Source organism: Bythopirellula polymerisocia (assembly GCF_007860015.1).
GTDB lineage: Bacteria > Planctomycetota > Planctomycetia > Pirellulales > Lacipirellulaceae > Bythopirellula > Bythopirellula polymerisocia.
The window spans coordinates 497,034-515,891 of the sequence record NZ_SJPS01000001.1 but is presented as its reverse complement, the minus strand read 5'-3'; the positions used below and the strand labels follow the sequence as shown (position 1 = coordinate 515,891).

The window sequence follows — 18,858 nt, the reverse complement described above, 5'->3', positions numbered from 1 at the left end:
CAGATACTGACCCGGAGATAAGGATATGAGCTTCGACATTCTAAACTACCAGCCGGAAGGTGACAAAAAGAACTCGGCCTTCTTTGAAGAATATCGGCTGAAGATTTACGAGCGGCGCTCCTCGAGTGGCCTCGATGAGATGTTGGGAAATATGTGCGGAGTGGTCGTCCAGGTGGAGACCGGTGACGCGATTAAGTACATGGCGGAGCTCTACTTGATGGGTCCCTATCGGTTTACGGCCGCGTATATTAATGACACACACAAAATATATGTCCTCACTTCAAAGCCAGAATTTCCGCGATTCTTTGTGCTCGAGCCACTCAACTCCGCATATGAGGACGACATCAAACGACTGAACATGATGTATCCATTGGCCAGCACTAAGCCCAATGCCCGTTACATCGGCGAGATCTTCCATACCAGCGACATGGCAGAATCCCGCAAGACGCTAGAATCACACAATATTCGCTTCCACTATCCGGGTGAGATTGAGAATAGCTTTTTGGCGAACGACCATTTCAGCTTCTCCTTCCCTTCGGATTTCACCTACAATCGGATCGGCTACACCAGCTTTGAAATGGAGGATTACGACGCTCTTCGCATTGGCCAGCGATTCCATCTCACCTCCGAGCAGCTTGCTATCCTGGAACGGCAAGATGCTATTGGGCGCGATAACGGCGTCAACGAATTGCTGGCTGGCATCGACCACATGGCAACGCGGATCCTGGCGGGTGAGCGCGAAGATGCGATTCTCGAATTCCTGACGATGTCGAATTACTATTTCTGGGGTGCCTACAACATTGCAGACATGAATTCTTCAACCAATGTGAATCGCAATCACAATGTGAAAGACGACAAGCAGTCCCCAGCCAAGGTGTTTACTGCCAACAATACCCCCTCGTTCATCAATTCGTTCGAGAATCTACCGATGCCGACAGAGGATTTCGTGCGGAACTTTGGCCGCAGGATGCATCATATCGCTATCGAAGTCTATGATGGCGATCATCCGTCGGGGGTCAAGAATGTCGACTACGTGGTGGGCAAATTGGCAGAGCTAAAGATTCCGTTCCTGGCTAATGTCGTCGGTGAGTGCCAGGACGATCCAGATCTGAAGCAGATATTCTCCAAGCATTCCCAGTTCTCTATCTTAATCACAGAGTACGTCGAGCGATGCCATGAATTCACGGGCTTCTTTACGAAACAGAATGTCGCCTCGTTGACCAAGGCGGCTGGTGACGACGAACGATATCAGCACGGCCACGTGTTTGACTGAAGTTCCCATTCAGAGCGACGAGGGCGACGTGTATGCCAGATGATATTCCCGTCTACTTCGATACTGAGGAAGGCGCCGCGCTGTTCCAAGGGTCGGATATTAAAGGACACTTCTGGACACTTTGCCGCTACTTCATCAGCGAGAAGTTTCTGACTTACTGCGGCGTCGCGAGCGGAGTCACCGTGTTGAATTCGCTCGGTGTCGATGCCCCTGATGAGCCGCAGATCTATCCGTACAAGATGTTCACCCAGGATAACCTTTTCACTGACGAGGTCTTGCATCACCGCCGTCCACTCGACGTCGAAAAGGGTGGCAATTCCCTGGAGCAACTGGCGAGTATCTTGTGTTGTTTCGATGTGAAAGTTGAAGTGTATTTCGTAGACTCGATCGACGAGGAGCTTTGTCGCCATCTGCTCGTTGAGTCGTTGAAGTCGCCGAACCAGCGGGTAATTGTTGATTTCAATCGGCAGACGCTGCATCAGAAGGGCAACGGCCATTTTTCGCCACTGTCCGCATATCATTCCGGCGAGGACCGGTTCTTGCTCATGGACGTGGCACGGTACAAATTGCCTCCCTGCTGGGTTAAGAGTGCGATGTTGTACCATGCGATGACTGACGTCGATGCGAGTTCAGGAAAGAGTCGCGGGTTCCTGGTTGTCGAGCAGCAGATCCCCGAAATTCGAGATGTTTTCGAATCGTCAAGTAGCATCAAACGATGAAGTTGAACGCAGATTCTGTGGAGAACCTCAGTCGACTTTGCTAGCAATACCTCAGCTCTATTTCTTAGGTCTTCTTGACCGTTTTGCACCATCGGGAATTCGGCCTATCCGAATAGGAAATTGTGCGGCTAGACTTGTGATTGTCGAACACAGACTCCTAACCTTAAGGTTGCGTCATGAGCTTACAGGCTATCGCTTTCACGTTTGCAATGATTCCCGCGATGCTACAGTTTCACTTGTCGTATGCTTATTGCAAAGAGACCATAGATTTCCCATTGAATGGACATATCCAAGGAACCGCTCCTGTATTGGCAAAACAGCCAAATTACATTGTGGTCGGAGAGACACATGGCACAATGGAAATCCCTCTACTAGTCGCAGTTCTTGTTCGTTCTGCGTCCTCAGACTCAAAGACCGTCTTGTGTCTGGAGATTCCAAAGACTGAAGAGCAGCGACTAAAGACATCCTTGAAAAGCGATGGAGGCAAGGAAGCAGTTAGTGCAGTTCTTTCAAGCTCTCATTGGTCAAGCAAGGACGGCAGGGCGGGAAAAGGCCATTTTTCCCTGCTTGAATTGTGTAGACGACTTATTCAAGAGGGTCACGATTTGAATGTAGCAGCAATTGATATCGACCCTTCAGAAATTCCAGACCCAAGCAAGGAAGGTTTTACTCCAAGTAAAGCTCTCGATTTTGCTCGCAAACGTGACAAAGTCATGGCAGAAAACGTAGTCGCTGTAGCGAATGAAAGCCCTGGTGCAAATATTGTTGTTCTCGTCGGGAATGTTCACGCGAGCTTAAAAAAAGGAATGCCTTGGGATGACGAATACGAGCCGATGAGCAAGCATTTAAAACAAATGCTGCCAGATGTGATTAGCCTGAACACGCTGACCTCAGGAGGCGAAGCCTGGGTATCAACCGATAGGGGTGTGGGACCGACAAACATGTCGGGGGAAGACCGTGGTGAGACACCCTTCTTAGAGCTTTTTGATCGGCCAACTAACGGATACAGTGGAATCTTGTACGTAGGGAAGATTACCGCTGCCACTCCTGCTCGCCACTAACTAAATCCCGTTCAAAACGGCCTGAAACAATCCATATCAGCCTGTTGTCACCAGGGTATCAAATGCGTTCAGCGTGAAACGCCGAAGCGGCCTAGCGAAAAAATCCACAAAACCAGGCGTTGCCCCGATTTCAACCAACTTGATGAGCGGAACTATCCCGCGCAGGTTCATAAATACCTGGGATCGGTTCTTTCAGGATAACGACCCGTATGAGGTAAACAGCAACTGGCACTCCGAGCAATAACCCCCAGAGGCCGAAGAAGTGTTCTCCGATCGCCAGGATCACCAGCACCATCACCGGGTGGAGGTGCAGGACCTTGCCGACTATCTTGGGGCTGAGAAAGCTGGTTTCGATCATGTGGATCAGCAGGATCCCGGCGATTGCTTGGATGGCAAGTCCAATCGACCCATCGGGCTGCAGCAAGGCCTGAATGGTAATCGGAATGCTAGAAAGCAATACACCTAGCACTGGGATGAAACTCCCGACGAAAACAAACATGCAGAGGAGTAATTCGTTTTCGATGCCGAGAAACCAGAGTAGCAGTAAAGACAGCAGAGTGTTGAAGACGGCAATCAATGCCTGAGCCGAGAACGAGCGACCGATCAACCGGGCAAACACGATGAGTCCCGGCACGATTTCGTCATAGAAATTGCCGATGCGGGACTCGCGCAGTCGGCCGAGGCCTTCCCGCAGATGCAGCATGTCGAAACAGATAAATAGCGTCAGCAACATGGCAGTCGCCAATTGGGTAGGCAATGTTAGAAGACGGCTAAGCAGTTGTTCCAGCCGCGCGCTGACTGCTCCGACTACCCTTGGCAAGTCTTCACTGGCATGTTCACGCAGGGCAGCTGCCGTAGGATCATTTTTCCACCACTGGCTGGTGAGCTGCTCGCGCGTGGCCATTTCGAAATCCTGACGTAGCTGTGCTGCGCTCTCCTTAGATTTAGATGGCAGAGATCTTTGCACCACTTTGGCAAACGCATTCTTGCCATTTGGGTAAGCCTCTCTCAATTCTAGATAAATATCGTAAGAAAAGGGGATGCCAACGGGATTTTCCTCGTGGCGCTGCTGGTAGTAATCGCGGAAGGCTTGCTGATACTTTGGAGACTGGACGAAAGTCAGCCATTGCAGAGCGACTAGGGATTGTTCCCATTGGTTTTTCAGATCCGCGAACGTCACAGGGTCGGCTTTGACGTCCCCTAGGATACGCTGTCGAATTGCCTCATCTCGCGTTTGTTGAAAGTGGTCTTCTGGTATCGGTTTCGTTTCGTCTTCTCTATTCGGCTGTTTAGTTTGCTCGGCAGCCCACTGCGCGAGGTAGGTCTCACGTCGCTGGGCAAAGAGTTCCGGGGCCTTGACCCGCAGAAACCACTGATCGAATTGATTGCCGACCTTTGTGCCTCCGCGTACCTGCCTGTCGATCCGTTCCCGTTCAGCCTGCTCAAATTGTGCCTCGAACCCGGACTTGAGGTGGGAGTCCAGCGCGGGAAACTGTGCATACCACCCCTCGCCGTGGCGCCCTTCGTTCTGATAGTTCTCCAAAGCGGTCTTATACCGCTCACTGGTATTGCCACCATATTCGCGACGCATCAACACCGAGCCGACGGTACGGTCGAGTAGGGATTGAAACGCCGCCTGGGGATCGATCTGCTGTTGCCGAGCGATTAACGCGCGGCATTGCTGGACAAAACGCGGCCCAATCCATGAAGCCACACCAAATAGCAGGCAGACCATGACTACAAAGGTTGCCATGGTTAATGTGCGGTCGAGCCACACCTTGGGCTGTCCCGGGGATAGTCGCTCGGATAAAGTCCCGACGACAGTTCTTACCAGATAGCAAAGCAGGAACGTCACGAACGCCACAAAAAAGAAATCACGCAGTTCGTAGGCCAAGAAAATAAACAGGGCCCAGATCAACCATTTCTGCCAATGATTGCGGGATAACCACGTCGCGATTGAGCCATCTGACATGATTTTTACCTCTGGCAAGAGTTGTCCATGGAAGTGTCAATCGGCAGTTTGAGCCGATTCAGCCGTCTGCAGAGGCGTGACGTTTTCGAAGCAGGACAAAGACCCAGCCAGCCGTGATAATGACCGGAAGCATGATGAGCCATATGAGATATTTCTCTAAATAGCCTATAGACAATGCCATTATGGTCAGCACGACGCCTAAGAGTAAAAACGTCCATTCGAAATGCACTCCTGCCAGAAAGCAAGCCAATGCCAGGATTAGCAATGCAACATTGGAAGCGGCCACGCTGTTGATTAGCTCGGTCTTCTCAAAAAAAGCGAGAACCGCAAAGGCAACAAATACGCTGCTCCAGTGAAATACTTGTGCGCGGATCATTCTCCACACGGGCTCGTGATTCTTTCTCGCGTGCTGCCATGCCCAAAACACACTCACGCCACCATAGAAGACCAAAAGAAAAATCCAATACTTCCCGCATCCTCGATCCATCGACATGGTCAAACCAAGGCCAACAAGTGCCAATCCAAGCATCGCACAGAAAGTCCAAATTTTTATATGGTGGTTTTTCTTGCCGACAAGAGGAGTACTCGTGTCCATCTGGATAGCGGGTTCTTGATGTTCGTCCAATGTTCTGGTCCTTAAGTGAGGCCTCTGATATCTAACGCTGGCGCTAGCCGAGCAGTAAGCGAAGGCTAAAGAATAAAACTAGAGCCACAACTACGAGAGCCAAAAGGATGCCAACGGTACCGGTCAACAGTCCCACCGGCGAGGCTTCAGAGAGACAGTTGCTGCAAGGTTCCATTTGAGAGGTCACGGGATCGATCAACACGGGCGATCCACATTTCGGGCACTTGCCCCAGTTTTCGTTATTGTCATTCGACATTATGATTCCCACCTCGACGGTTTCAACAGTTTTTGTGAACTTTGCCATGTCGGCCCAGGTGCGGCGACTTGAATTCTTTTTGATTTTCAAAGTATGCGACCGCAGTTTTGAGGTCGGCCAGCAGCATATCCGCCAGATTGCGACTAAAACCCTCGCGAACACAAATACGCATGACGGCCAATTTTTCGACCTTAGGTGGCATCGTATAAGCCGGAACCTGCCAACCATGTTCTCGCAGCTTTTCGGAAAGATCAAACACTGTGTAGCGATCTGAATTCTTAAGGTTAAAGGCAAAGACCGGAATAGTATCACCCCGGCTGAGTAATTCGAATGTTCCTAGCTTTTCGATCTCGCTAGACAAATAGACGGCAGTATCCTGCATCGATCGCATGACTTGCGTGTAGCCTTGGCGTCCAAGGCGAAGAAAATTGTAATACTGACCGACGATCTGATTACCCGGCCTAGAGAAATTGAGAGTGAAAGTAGGCATGTCACCCCCCAAATAGTTGACGTGGAAGATCAGTTCCTCCGGCAATTCTTCTTGCGATCGCCACACCACCCAGCCGACGCCCGGATAAACCAATCCGTACTTATGACCTGAGACGTTGATCGACTTGACGAGAGGCAAGCGAAAATCCCATTTCAAGTCAGGCTGCAGAAAGGGTGCCACAAAACCGCCACTGGCCGCGTCAACGTGAATGGGAATATCTTGTCCCGTCTTTGCGTTGTGACCGACCAGCGCCTCATGAATTGCTTCGACTGGTTCAAATTCTCCCGTATAGGTCACCCCCAATATAGCCACGACGCAAATCGTGTTTTCGTCGACAGCGTTCAGGACGGCTTCAGGTGTGATTGTATACTGCCCCGGTTCCATTTCGATGTAGCGAGGTTCGACCTCCCAGTAGCGGGCAAACTTCTCCCAGACGACCTGTACGTTATTTCCCATGACGATGTTGGGCTTATCAGTCGGTTTAACCAGGGCTCTCATCCGCTCTCGCCAACGCCATTTGAATGCCATCCCCGCCAGCATGACCGCTTCGGACGAACCTATGGCCGACGCGCCCACACCAGTTCCAGGCGCGTGAAATAGATGCGAAACTATATTGACGCACCGCTCTTCCAACATGGCCGTGAACGGATACTCGTCCTTGTCGATCATATTCTTGTCGAACGTTTCCGCCATCAGCTTTTCAGCCTGCGGTTCCATCCAGGTCGTGACAAACGTCGCCAAATTGAGGCGCGCATTGCCGTCGAGCATCAATTCATCGTGAATTAGGTTGTAGGCCGCCTCAGGATCTAACTCCCCTGGCGGAAGCTCGTACTTAGGGATCGGCTCCTGCATTGCGTGCCGACTGTAAATGGGAACGAGACTCTGATCGTGGTAGGCCGCAGCGGTGAGTGTTTTCTGTTTGTGCAACATGATGTGCGATCTCTTTAACCTGGTCCTACAATCCTACAAAGCGTCTGCTGCCGGGACTTGCTGGCCGTCGCCTTCCGGTTCAAGCGATTCATCCATGCTGAATACGTAAATGGCGATGGCTGCCAGCATGGCAATTACCCCCCAGAATCGCCAATCGCGATGGATTCCTCCGCCAGAGGACGACTTTTGGTGATTATGGGAGTTTGAGTGTTTGTGATCGTGATTATGTTGAGTCATGAATCAACTTTCTAATTTGAACTAAGGCATCGCTAAAAACCAATCTACTGGAGACAATATACTAATCATATTATCAAAAGGGAATTCTCATTCTCGCTGGCGGCGAGCTTCATAGAGCAGCACTGCAGCTGTTGTTGACACGTTCAAGCTATCGGCAATCCCCTTCATGGGAAGCCGAATACCCTTCACATCGGCCTGTTGCCAAGCGGAGGACAGCCCCGTCGCCTCGCTGCCTAACACGATGGCAGTACTCTGGGAGAAGTCAATTTCGGTGTAAATGAGCTCTGCTTCTGGTCGGGCGGCGAACAGGCAAACTCCCCAATGGCGGAGCCGAGCCAGCGTTTGTTCTGTTGTAGCTGTATAAATCTGCCTGGAGAACACGGTCCCCACGCTGGCTCGAATCGTATTGGGATTAAAGAGATCGGTCTGCGGATCGACGACGATTACCGCATCGACCCCTACCCCGTCGGCAGAGCGAAGGATAGCGCCGACATTGCCCGGTTTTTCGAGTCGCTCCAATACGACGACAAGTGCGTTTGCGGGGAGTTCAAGCGAGTCGATATTTCGGTCGGGCGTGTTAGCGACGACCACCACACCATCGCTCCGCCCGCCAAAGGCGAGTTTCTCAAACACGTCGCCCGTGACCTCGGCTACAACAGCTCCTGAGTGGTCCAAACGCGAGAGAAGTTCTTGTGCAGCAGGTGAACTGCACATCTGGGGACAAAGAAACACTTCAGCGAGTCCGATCCCCGCATCGAGTGCACGGCCAATCTCGCGCACGCCATCGATAATGAATCGCCCCTGTTTCGTCCGCTGCCGCGCATCACGCAACTTGGCGGCATGCTTCACCCGCTCGTTCTGCCGACTGGTAATTTCGTGGCGAGGATTCATGAGGAAATAGATCACGGATTAACGCGGATGGGGCGGATTGAATCAGATTTGTTTATGATGGAACTCCGATGTGGCTTTATTTGAATAGTCTCTTTCTTATCCGCGATAATCTGGCAATTCCGCGTTTTCCGCGGCTAATCTCTTACCCAGGCCAGCGGGCGAATTCTCCGCTCACCAGCTTTCGATCCCCAGATGTCTTCAGGTTAAGCCTACCGCACTCGGGGGGCTGACCACAGTGTCCAAATAGTCCGTCGGATAAATAGGCGCTCAATTCTGCAGCGCCCATACCTGGAGTGTGGCAAGTCAGCAAAACGAACTTGGGATGACCTGCCATGAGTTCTCCGCACAAACTCAATAACGGCAAGAGATCTCGTTTGATTGACCAGTTTTCACCTTTGGGTCCATGTCCGTAACTAGGGGGATCAAGGATCACGGCATCATAGAAGTTTCCACGCTTGACTTCGCGCTGGCAAAATTTGACGGCATCTTCCACGATCCAGCGGATTGGGGCCTCAGAGAGTCCCGAGAGTACTGCGTTTTCTCTTGCACGGGCGACCATACTCTTGGCGGCGTCGACGTGGGTGACCTCCGCCCCCGCCACGGCTGCCGCGAGGGTGCTTCCCCCCGTGTAACCAAATAAATTCAACACCTTTGCCGCTGGCGTCTTGATGGACTGCTTCGCAATCCATTGCCAGTTGCCCAGTTGCTCCGGAAAGACACCGATCTGGCCCGAAGGGAGCGGCGAGAGCAATATTCGAAAGTCCACGTCTTCAGCCAGCTTTACCGGAAAGTCAACTGAAGATTCGGCCCACTTCTTGATCGCCGGCTTCCAAGTCCCTTCGGTTGCACGACCTCCTGTGTATTGAGCCGTCGCTGATTTCCAAAGGTCGGGATGAGATGGAGGCCCGTTCTCCCCTGGCGCGGGGCGATCCAAGACCCACGCCCCAAAGCGTTCGAGTTTGCGACCGTCGCCGAAGTCGATTAGTTCGTAGGTAGGTTCATCCTTGGGCATTGGTTATTTTTTAAGAATTGGTTGCAACAACTCCGCCCACATTTCGTACCCTTTGTCGTTCATGTGCAACCCATCTCCGAGAAAAATGTCGGGGCGAGGTTGGCCGTCATCACCAAGCATCACCGGCCAGACATCGATGAAAGTGAGTTGGTCGTCTGCCTCACAGTCGGCGGCGATTAGCGTATTTGCTTTTTGCATCGTATCGGCCATACTCCAGCGCGCGACGCTTGGCTTGATGGCGATGTAAGCGAGACTCGCATCCGGTAGTTCGGCCTTGAATGTTTCCACAAATTCTTTGAAATCGGCGTGCACTTGCTCGGCTGTGTTTCCGGCGGCAACATCATTGTCGCCAGCGTAGAACACCACGAGCCTTGGATGGTGCTTGCCGATCAGTTCATTGAAATAGTGCGTCGAATCGGCGATTTCTGAGCCGCCAAAGCCCCGATTGAGAAATTCCATTCCTGGGAAAGACTTCTGCAGATTCCACATCCGTATGCTGGAACTGCCGACAAATACAACCTTGATCTGCCGGGGCGGGCTGGAATTATCATTCGTCTCAAAGGAATCGATGTCCGCCTGAAAGCGAGTGGGATCGCGGCCTGTTTCGGCAGAAATGGCGGCAAATCCGTGCGATAGCAGAAAAAGGCTGAATAACGTGGTGCGGATAAACATGAAAGATTCTCTCCCCAATAGAAAACGTCAGTTGGTTCTTATCGCCAGAGGCGTATAATGGGTGGTTCGCTATTTCCTTATGCCTGCGAAGCGTTACTTCGCGGCTAAGGCTAAAGACACCCTTGAACTTGCCACACGGACGTATGCCCGCTTCAGATATCATCATCAAAGGTGCCCGCGAACACAACCTCCGCGGCGTCGATCTTGAGTTGCCGCGAAATAAGCTTATTTGCCTTACGGGCGTGAGTGGAAGCGGGAAAAGTTCGCTTGCTTTCGACACGCTCTATGCCGAGGGGCAACGGCGTTATGTTGAAAGTCTCTCTACGTTTGCCCGGCAGTTTCTTGGCCAGATGCCCAAGCCCGAGGTGGACCACATCAGTGGATTGAGCCCCTCGATCTCGATTGCACAGAAGTCGGCTGGTAACAATCCGCGATCCACCGTCGGGACGATCACCGAGATTTATGATTTTCTGCGGGTTCTGTATGCCCGAGTCGGACAGGGGCATTGCCCACAATGCGAGCGGCCGATCACGGCACAATCGCGTGAAGAGATTATTGCCCGAATTCAAACGCTTCCCACCAAGGTGGGCTTCATGGTGCTTGCCCCTGTGGTACGCGGACAGAAAGGTGAGTTCCGCGATCTGTTTGAGGACTTGCTGAAAAAGGGTTTCGTCCGCGCGCGAGTTGATGGTCAAGTCGTTCAGCTGTCAGACAATCTCTCGCTCGATCGGCAGATGCGGCACGACATTGAGGTGGTGATCGACCGCTTGGTGAACGGGCCAACGATCCGCACTCGGTTGGGCGAGGCGGTTGATCTCGCGCTTAAGTTGGGTGAGGGGACTCTCATCATCTCGCAAGAAGAGGACAATGCCGCTGAAGCGGCACCGCCGAAGGCTGGAAAGAAATCGAAAAGGGGGACGGGGGTGCAAGTCGGAGACATGGTCGTCTCGGCTGACTACGCTTGCAATCATTGTGGTTTGAGTTTTCAGCCTCCCTCGCCGCAACTCTTCAGCTTCAACAGCCCGCGCGGGATGTGCCTGGAATGCGACGGCCTGGGGACGATGTTCAGCTTCGATCCTATCAAGCTGGTTACCGATCCGACTAAGTCGCTCTCGCATGGCTGCATCGAACTCGTTGGACCCTGGAAAGATCTCGGACGCTGGAAGCGGCACATCTACAAAGGTGTTGCTGAGACGATGGAGCGGAAACTTGAACTGGCCGAGGGGACCCTCACCGATACTCCTTGGCAGGAATTGGACGAAGAGTTTCGCTACCTGTGGTTGTGGGGCACGGGGGACGAGCATATCACGTTTACCTGGCGGGCTGGTAAGAACTCACAAAAGTACGGCGGCACGTTCGAAGGCCTTATCCCGGAGCTTTTAGAAAAGTACCGTGGTGCGAAGAGCAAGACACTCATCGCCAAGCTGGAAGAATATATGAACGTGATTGGCTGCCCCGACTGCCTCGGCGAGCGGCTCAATCCTCAGGCCCGCGCTGTGACGCTGAGCACGGCAAGCTCGAAGTTTTCTGACGAGTCGCAGAAAACTCTTCCTGCTGTCAGTGCCTTGCCGATTGACGAAGCCAAGGAGTTTTTCAGTGAATTGGTGCTCGACGAAACACAACAAAAAATCGCCAGCGAGGTACTCAAAGAGATTCGCGGGCGGCTAGGTTTCCTTACGAATGTGGGCCTCGATTACTTGTCGCTGGGTCGCACGGCTCCCACGCTTTCCGGTGGCGAAACCCAGCGGATTCGACTGGCGGGGCAGATTGGCTGTGGGCTGGTTGGTGTACTCTATATCCTCGACGAACCCTCGATCGGCCTGCATCCGCGTGATAACGAACGGCTCCTCTCCACGCTTGAGCAACTCCGCGATCAGGGCAACACAGTCGTCGTGGTCGAGCATGATGAAGACACGATGCGGGCTGCCGATCTGGTCGTCGATTTTGGCCCCGGTGCTGGTGTGCGGGGCGGCGAACTCATGGCCGTCGGTACGGCGGAACAGGTAGCCAAAGAGAGGAAGAGCATTACCGGTGCCTATCTCGCTGGCAGAAGAAAGATTGAAATACCTGAGAAGCGAAGAATCGAATCACTTGGCGACTCGAAACTGGTAATTCACGGCGCACGGCATAACAATCTCAAAAACGTCACGATGGAAATCCCCTTGGGGGCGTTTGTGTGCGTGACCGGGGCGAGTGGTAGCGGCAAAAGCTCCTTGGTGAGCGACATCCTTGTAGAAGCACTCCGCCGCGATCTCAATGGCGGGAACGGAGAACCCGGCGAGCATGACCGCATCGAGGGGCTCGAAAAACTCGACAAGATGATCGCGATCGACCAGTCTCCGATCGGGCGCACGCCGCGATCGAATCCAGCCACCTACATCAAGGTTTTCGACGAAATTCGCAAGTTGTATACGCAGCTTCCCGAAGCGAAGCGACGGGGTTACAAGCCAGGGCGGTTCAGCTTCAATGTGACAGGTGGCCGGTGTGAGGCTTGCAGTGGCAATGGCTCGAACAAATTGGAGATGGATTTCCTTGCCGACGTGTGGATCACCTGCAACGTCTGCCAAGGGCATCGGTTCAATCACGAGTCTCTGCAGATCAGGTACAAGGAAAAATCAATTGCCGATGTACTGGAAATGGACGTGCAGCAGGCACTTGAACACTTTGAAAATATCCCTCAGATCCGCCACAAGTTGGAAACGTTGCACTCTGTGGGTCTCGACTATCTCAAGTTGGGCCAACCTTCGCCGACACTTTCAGGTGGAGAAGCTCAACGGATCAAGCTCGCCCGCGAATTGGTCAAGAAATCGACCGGCCGCACTTTGTATCTGCTCGATGAGCCGACGACCGGTTTGCACTTCGCCGACATCGAGATGCTGCTCAAGGTTCTCCATGAATTTGTGGACGCGGGCAATACGGTGTTGGTCGTCGAGCACAATCTGGATGTGGTGAAAACTGCCGACTGGGTTATCGATGTCGGACCCGATGGAGGCAAGCACGGCGGCGAAATCATCGCCACCGGCACTCCTGAGCAAATCATAAAAATGGCCGAGGCCGCTTCAGCAGCCAGGAACGGCGAAGCATTCCGCTTCCACACTGCTACCGCCCTCGCTCCCTATCTCAATGGCAAGCCCCACAGCACCACAAAGCCCGCCAAACGTGAGAGCGTCAAACAGGCAACCCATATTACCGTCGAAGGTGCCAGCGAGCACAACCTGCGCGATGTGAGCGTAAAGATCCCACGCGATGAGTTCACCGTCTTTTGCGGGCCAAGTGGTAGTGGCAAGAGTTCGCTTGCCATGGACACGATCTATGCCGAGGGGCAACGAAGGTACGTGGAAAGCCTCAGTTCCTACGCTCGCCAGTTTGTCGGCCAACTCCAAAAGCCGCGCGTAGAATCGATTGAAGGGTTGTCTCCCGCGATTGCTATCGAACAACGTACGACCGGGCATTCCCCTCGTTCGACGGTCGGAACGGTCACTGAAATATACGACTACTTCCGTATATTGATGTCGCGGCTAGGGCAGATGCATTGTCCCGAATGCGATATCCCTGTCGGCACGCAAAGTGTTGACGAGGTGATCGATACGATTCTTGCCGAGCCGGAAGGAACCAAGCTCTATCTGATGGCTCCCGTGGAGCTCGCGGCCGGTCAGACCTATGCTGATCTCTGGCAGTCGCTGCGCGCGAGTGGTTATCTGCGGGTGCGCATCGATGACAAGACTTTCGAGTTGGAGTCGGCGCCCGAAGTGGATCGCCGCCGCAAACACAAAGTCGAAGTGATTGCCGACCGCGTGACGATTCGTAACGACAGCCGGAGCCGCTTGGCTGAAAGTGTCGAGAGCGCCTTGTCCTTAGGTCGCGGAGTTATGGTCACAGTTGTGGTCGAGGAGGATATCCCCGAAGCACGCTGGCGAACCAAAGTGCATAGCCAGCATCGCTCCTGTGGCAAATGTGGGCGGAGCTTTGAAGCACTCTCACCGCATCATTTTTCCTTCAACAATACGCTTGGCTGGTGTGGGGCATGCGAGGGATTAGGGACCGAGATCGGCGCCAACCCGGCGGCACTCTTGCGTAGCACTCAACTCACACTCGCCGAAGGGGCTATCCTTGCCTGGCCAGGTATTAAGCAACCGCTATTCGCTGCAATGCTTGCCGCACTATCTAAACACACGGGACTGCCAACCGACGTGCCGTTCGAACAGCTATCTCCTCGCCACCGCCGCATCGTGCTCTACGGCACAGGGGATGAATGGATCAGGGTAGACGCTAGCAGCGAGGCGAGAGGCGCTAGTTCAGGCAAGAAAAAACCTAGCGCCACGCGCCAAGCGCCAAGCAACTTTCTTTTCCAATACAAAGGCCTCTATCCCGCGTTGGAAGAAGCTTCGCGAATGTCGCCACGACTCAGGTCGCAACTCGATCATCTGGTTGATGAAATCGAATGTAGCCAGTGTGGTGGGAGTCGCCTGCGCGACGATGCTTCGGCCGTACGGTTTCAAGGCCGCACAGTTGGGGAATACTGCCGATTGCCATTGGGCCGATTGCTGCCGGAAATCGAGGCCTGGAAACTCTCAGCCAGAGAACTAAAAGTTGCTGGCGAATTGGTCCGCGAGATTAGCAATCGTCTTACGTTCCTCTTAGAGGTAGGGCTGGAGTATCTCTCCATCGGCCGGTCGGCACCAACGCTCTCTGGTGGTGAGTCGCAACGAATCCGCTTGGCCAGCCAAGTTGGGAGTGGATTGTGCGGGGTGCTTTATGTGCTCGACGAGCCGACCATCGGACTGCATCCTCGGGACAATGCACGGCTCATCTCCGCACTACACAAGCTGCGTGATCTGGGGAACACACTGTTAGTTGTGGAGCATGATCGCGATGTTGTCGAGAGTGCAGATCAACTCTTAGATTTTGGTCCAGCTGCTGGGCGGCTTGGTGGCGAAGTTGTCGCTCGAGGCACCCCCGCCGAAGTCGCCAAGCGTCGCGGGTCTGTGACGGGGCCGTATCTATCCGGGAAAAAGGCGATTCCGGTGCCGACGAATCGACGCATGGGCGAAGACAACGGGCCGCTAAAGCAACCTCGGCCAAAGATGAAAAAGTCGGCCGACGCCGCTTCAGCGGCCCGGTCTGCGGACTCGTCCTCCACGCTGCGGATCCTTGGCGCCCGTCATAACAATCTGAAAAACATTGATGTCGACATCCCGCTCGGCACACTCACGGCAGTGACTGGGGTGAGTGGTAGCGGCAAGAGCTCGCTCGTCGAAGATGTGCTCTACAACCAACTTGCCAAGACGCTGCATCGTGCCGGCACGAACCCCGGTGGGCATGATCGCATCGTCGGCATTCAAAACATCGACAAGGTTATTCGCGTCGATCAGAAAGCACTGGGCAATTCGCCGTCGTCTAACCCTGCGACCTACACCGGCGTGTTTGAATTGATCCGCAATCTGTTCGCACAATTGCCCGAAGCGAAATTGCGGGGCTACTCGGCTCGACGCTTTAGCTTTAATGTCCCCGGCGGAAGGTGCGATGCCTGCGAGGGTGCAGGCCAGCGGTGTATAGAGATGCACTTCCTCCCTGACGTGTGGGTTGATTGCGAGCTGTGCCATGGTGAGCGATTCAATCCCGAGACGCTAGACGTGCAGTATCGAGGTCGATCGATCGCCGACGTGCTAGCCATGTCATGCGGCGAGGCGCTGGAATTATTTGAGAACATTCCCAAGATCCGTCGTATTCTGCAAACCTTATGTGACGTGGGACTCGATTATGTCGCTCTCGGACAAAGTGCAGCCACGCTCTCCGGCGGCGAGGCTCAGCGCGTCAAACTCGCCGCCGAGCTTTCCCGACCCGACACCGGCAGGACTTTGTACATCCTCGACGAACCAACTACAGGGTTGCACTTCGACGATATTGCTAAGCTCCTCGATGTGTTGCACCGCCTGGTCGATCTCGGTAATACGGTCCTGGTGATCGAGCACAATCTCGACGTGATTAAGCAAGCCGACTGGATTATCGATATCGGCCCCGAGGCGGGCGCCGAGGGAGGCCAAGTCGTCTCCACAGGCACCCCCGAAGATATTATCCTTTCGGCCGAGGCCTCTTCAGCGGCCCGGAAGAAATCCACTCCTATTTCCCACACCGCTGCCGCTCTCGCGCCGATCCTCGCCGCCGGCCCGCACAAAAAACGCAAACCCTTTGACTTCAACCAGCTCACTGAAAATCGTGAGGGCGATGTCGAAATCAACGACCTCGGCGGCGAGATCAAGATGCCTTGGGAAGTCGATGGCCGCCGCTGGCACACTCGCGACCGAGTGAGCCGCAGCGGATCGCCTTGCCATTGGGACGGCAAGATTCTTGACCACGTCGAGCGCCGCATCCAGGAGCTTGGCGATTTTGCGCCCACGAATTGGAACACCCGCACTATCGTCGAGATCGCCACCGCGAAAAAAACCGATGGCTGGTTCTTTCACGCAATCACCGGCGAGCCATGGCTCTTGAAGATGAAATTCCGCACTGCTAAGAAGACGTTCCAGCGAGACCAGTTGGCGGTCGCTCTTGACTTGAAGCCGCTCAACGACATTCCTGAGATCGAGTCGTATGGTCGTACTTCGCGGGTCAAGTGCAAGAACCTGCGGGCCCCGTTTCAGGAAGTGGAAATTCGGGCCTACAGCTGGGAGGAGATCGACACCCCCGAATTCTGGAAGTTTTTGGAACAAGCGGTTGCGGGCTTTCGCAAATTCACAGACCGTACCCCGCAAGATCCCGAAGATGTAATGCCCTGGAAGGTGCTGGGCCGCAAGTGGCACCTAGCCCGCAAGGGTTTCCCGCCGGGCAAAAAGCCCGCTTGGAATAATGAGGTACTCGAAGAACTATTGGAACTTCTCGGCGAGGTCGCAAGCGAGGCCGCAGGCGAGGACAACCCCTCTCAACCACAATTCCTCTGGAACAACCAGCAAGTCGTTAACGTGATGGTCTCTCAGCAGCGACAACCCTGGGCCACTGTCTACACCAAGCAACTCGCCGGGATCGATCTAGTACTTAACGGTCCCTCGGGCGTTTTTGATACGAAGCGGATAGCCGACCTCGCCGCCAACCGCGCAATCAAAACAAGCGAAGACGAACTCGATCAAGTCAAGCTCCGTTTCATCATGGGAGAAGATCTCCTGAATGGCGACCTGCCAGATTTCCTGATCGAGCATCTGGCCGCTGTCGGGGGTGCTGCGGAACGCATCGCGGCTAGCTGAGGCTTCTACAAAGACAGAACGGCTCAGGAAGCCAAATGCCTCCCAAGCCGTTCTTATCAAAATCTAGGAACGTCCGTGTTAGCGTCGACGACCGTACCAGCCGATAGAGGCCATTCCCAACAGCAGCAAACCACAAGTTGGTTCAGGAACTGTTATTTCTAAAGCGTCGATATTGGACTGATTCTGGAATGGAAATCCAGGTAGGCCTGCGGGTAGCCCTAAATCACCAGGGAAGGCGAATACGGAAAAACTTCCTGTGAAGTCTGTAAAGAAAACATCAGAAGCACTCTTGGGAGCCGCTCCGACTGCTGTGCCCAATGACGCCGAACCTGGTGCCAGACTGAACAAGGCAAAATCGCGTCCTGGTTCTCCACCGGGCCCGCCATTTTCAGGCCCACCAACCAGCCCGCTGTCAAACATAACGAGTGCATCGATCGAATCGGTATTCAAGCCGAGTGAATCGAGGCCCATCGATAGTGATGTGGCGAAAGGAGTTGGTGCAGTCCCCGAAGCAAAAGCAGCCGTATCAAAAATATCGGCTGCTGAGGCTCCTACAGCAACTGCTTCGTCAGGTGCGATGGAGAAATAAGAATGCACTGGGTACACCCCGGCTCCAGGAAATAACGGCAAAGGATCAGGGACCAGGCTCCTGAAATCAAATGCGTCCACGTTGTCGTGAGAACCAGTTCCGAGGGGCCCAGCAAACACTCCAGGGGGCACAATCCCAACCGCCGTGGTGAGTCCGAAGGCTGATTCATCGATCAACAATGTGTTCGAGCCACCAACGCCTGCGCTTGGTAAAGGACCAAGAAACGGAATCGCTGGGTGGGGCATACCCGCGAAGATTACCGGATGAGGAAACGTGGCAGTCGAGGTATAGATATCCCCCATTTGCTGGACAAAGCCCGACTCCGTCAGAACAGCACTTCCCGGTAAGCCAGTCGTCAAACGATCTACGCTGAACTGTAGTGTGATCGCGGGCACAGGCCCGCCAGGAAGCGCTAAGGGAATCGGCTTGTTCGTCGAAAAGGCATCAATGTATCCACCGTTGGGTGTGTGCTCCAAGATAGCTGGAATCCCCGGCGTAAAAACATTCCCATCAATTGGTGCTCCTAGTGCTCCGAGCGAGGGAGATGGTGTGAGGGCAGGAGCCGCTGCAAAGCCGAATTCATCCTCAGCTCCCTTTCCAAAGCCACCCATTAACATCGGGTTGTCGTCGAGCGAAATTGATTGAGCAGCAGCATCGCTGCCCGTAAAGCATAAGAGCGCTGCGAGGGACAGCAGAAGTCCCCAGATTGTGTGAGTCATTAGACTACCTTCCCATTAGCTAATCGCTAATTCTAGAAAAATACGGATCGACGGTGCAAAGCATTAAGACAGGCAAATGCAATGGCCTGAATGCTTCGAATTGCACCAAGTGAATGTCTAGCGTACGGGAACTCAGGCACGAATCAAGCATATGGTCCGATTTAAATGTGGGCA

13 protein-coding genes are annotated in these 18,858 nt (G+C 53.7%); 4 read left to right on the top strand and 9 right to left on the bottom strand.

Annotation, left to right across the window (positions count from 1 at the left end):
- Positions 1–25: 25 nt before the first annotated feature.
- From Pla144_RS02085 to Pla144_RS02075, 3 genes are all read left to right on the top strand, one after another.
- Positions 26–1,273, top strand: coding sequence for a hypothetical protein (locus Pla144_RS02085; RefSeq protein ID WP_146447660.1), 1,248 nt, complete (start codon positions 26–28; stop codon positions 1,271–1,273).
- 32 nt (positions 1,274–1,305) lie between these two features.
- Complete coding sequence (locus tag Pla144_RS02080) at positions 1,306–1,992, top strand: phytochelatin synthase family protein (RefSeq protein WP_146447659.1); 687 nt, start codon at positions 1,306–1,308, stop codon at positions 1,990–1,992.
- 467 nt (positions 1,993–2,459) lie between these two features.
- Positions 2,460–3,053 (top strand): erythromycin esterase family protein, encoded by a 594-nt coding sequence (locus Pla144_RS02075; RefSeq protein WP_146447658.1) that lies wholly within the window; start codon positions 2,460–2,462, stop codon positions 3,051–3,053.
- A gap of 130 nt (positions 3,054–3,183) precedes the next feature.
- Here Pla144_RS02075 and Pla144_RS02070 read toward each other — a convergent pair whose 3' ends face one another.
- From Pla144_RS02070 to Pla144_RS02035, 8 genes are all read right to left on the bottom strand, one after another.
- Positions 3,184–5,025 carry an AI-2E family transporter gene (locus Pla144_RS02070; RefSeq protein ID WP_146447657.1) on the bottom strand — a complete coding sequence of 614 codons (1,842 nt, stop codon included), beginning with the start codon at positions 5,023–5,025 and terminating at the stop codon, positions 3,184–3,186.
- A gap of 58 nt (positions 5,026–5,083) precedes the next feature.
- Positions 5,084–5,650, bottom strand: coding sequence for a hypothetical protein (locus Pla144_RS02065; protein ID WP_146447656.1), 567 nt, complete (start codon positions 5,648–5,650; stop codon positions 5,084–5,086).
- A gap of 43 nt (positions 5,651–5,693) precedes the next feature.
- Positions 5,694–5,906 carry a hypothetical protein gene (locus tag Pla144_RS02060; RefSeq protein ID WP_146447655.1) on the bottom strand — a complete coding sequence of 71 codons (213 nt, stop codon included), beginning with the start codon at positions 5,904–5,906 and terminating at the stop codon, positions 5,694–5,696.
- A gap of 22 nt (positions 5,907–5,928) precedes the next feature.
- A complete protein-coding gene (locus tag Pla144_RS02055) occupies positions 5,929–7,326 on the bottom strand; it encodes a glutamate decarboxylase (RefSeq protein WP_146447654.1) in 1,398 nt (465 codons plus the stop codon).
- A 33-nt stretch (positions 7,327–7,359) separates the two neighbouring features.
- On the bottom strand, positions 7,360–7,563 hold the full coding sequence (locus Pla144_RS02050) for a hypothetical protein (protein ID WP_146447653.1): 204 nt from the start codon (positions 7,561–7,563) through the stop codon (positions 7,360–7,362).
- A gap of 87 nt (positions 7,564–7,650) precedes the next feature.
- The gene (locus Pla144_RS02045; RefSeq protein WP_146447652.1) at positions 7,651–8,454 is read right to left on the bottom strand and encodes a TrmH family RNA methyltransferase; all 804 of its coding nucleotides are present in this window, start codon (positions 8,452–8,454) and stop codon (positions 7,651–7,653) included.
- A 142-nt stretch (positions 8,455–8,596) separates the two neighbouring features.
- Positions 8,597–9,466 carry a class I SAM-dependent methyltransferase gene (locus tag Pla144_RS02040; protein WP_146447651.1) on the bottom strand — a complete coding sequence of 290 codons (870 nt, stop codon included), beginning with the start codon at positions 9,464–9,466 and terminating at the stop codon, positions 8,597–8,599.
- Between the two features lie 3 nt (positions 9,467–9,469).
- The gene (locus Pla144_RS02035) at positions 9,470–10,138 is read right to left on the bottom strand and encodes an SGNH/GDSL hydrolase family protein (protein WP_146447650.1); all 669 of its coding nucleotides are present in this window, start codon (positions 10,136–10,138) and stop codon (positions 9,470–9,472) included.
- A 143-nt stretch (positions 10,139–10,281) separates the two neighbouring features.
- On the opposite strand from Pla144_RS02035, the gene uvrA reads away from it, so the two are divergent.
- The gene (gene uvrA, locus Pla144_RS02030) at positions 10,282–17,376 is read left to right on the top strand and encodes an excinuclease ABC subunit UvrA (protein ID WP_146448961.1); all 7,095 of its coding nucleotides are present in this window, start codon (positions 10,282–10,284) and stop codon (positions 17,374–17,376) included.
- 78 nt (positions 17,377–17,454) lie between these two features.
- Here uvrA and Pla144_RS02025 read toward each other — a convergent pair whose 3' ends face one another.
- The gene (locus tag Pla144_RS02025; RefSeq protein WP_146447649.1) at positions 17,455–18,684 is read right to left on the bottom strand and encodes a hypothetical protein; all 1,230 of its coding nucleotides are present in this window, start codon (positions 18,682–18,684) and stop codon (positions 17,455–17,457) included.
- Positions 18,685–18,858: the final 174 nt, after the last annotated feature.

Coding starts and splice junctions, on each gene's coding strand:
- Pla144_RS02050 (WP_146447653.1), bottom strand. CDS start 7,563: ATGACTCAACATAATCACGATCACAAACACTCAAACTCCCATAATCAC.
- Pla144_RS02040 (WP_146447651.1), bottom strand. CDS start 9,466: ATGCCCAAGGATGAACCTACCTACGAACTAATCGACTTCGGCGACGGT.
- Pla144_RS02080 (WP_146447659.1), top strand. CDS start 1,306: ATGCCAGATGATATTCCCGTCTACTTCGATACTGAGGAAGGCGCCGCG.
- uvrA (WP_146448961.1), top strand. CDS start 10,282: ATGCCCGCTTCAGATATCATCATCAAAGGTGCCCGCGAACACAACCTC.
- Pla144_RS02070 (WP_146447657.1), bottom strand. CDS start 5,025: ATGTCAGATGGCTCAATCGCGACGTGGTTATCCCGCAATCATTGGCAG.
- Pla144_RS02035 (WP_146447650.1), bottom strand. CDS start 10,138: ATGTTTATCCGCACCACGTTATTCAGCCTTTTTCTGCTATCGCACGGA.
- Pla144_RS02085 (WP_146447660.1), top strand. CDS start 26: ATGAGCTTCGACATTCTAAACTACCAGCCGGAAGGTGACAAAAAGAAC.
- Pla144_RS02060 (WP_146447655.1), bottom strand. CDS start 5,906: ATGTCGAATGACAATAACGAAAACTGGGGCAAGTGCCCGAAATGTGGA.
- Pla144_RS02055 (WP_146447654.1), bottom strand. CDS start 7,326: ATGTTGCACAAACAGAAAACACTCACCGCTGCGGCCTACCACGATCAG.
- Pla144_RS02045 (WP_146447652.1), bottom strand. CDS start 8,454: ATGAATCCTCGCCACGAAATTACCAGTCGGCAGAACGAGCGGGTGAAG.
- Pla144_RS02025 (WP_146447649.1), bottom strand. CDS start 18,684: ATGACTCACACAATCTGGGGACTTCTGCTGTCCCTCGCAGCGCTCTTA.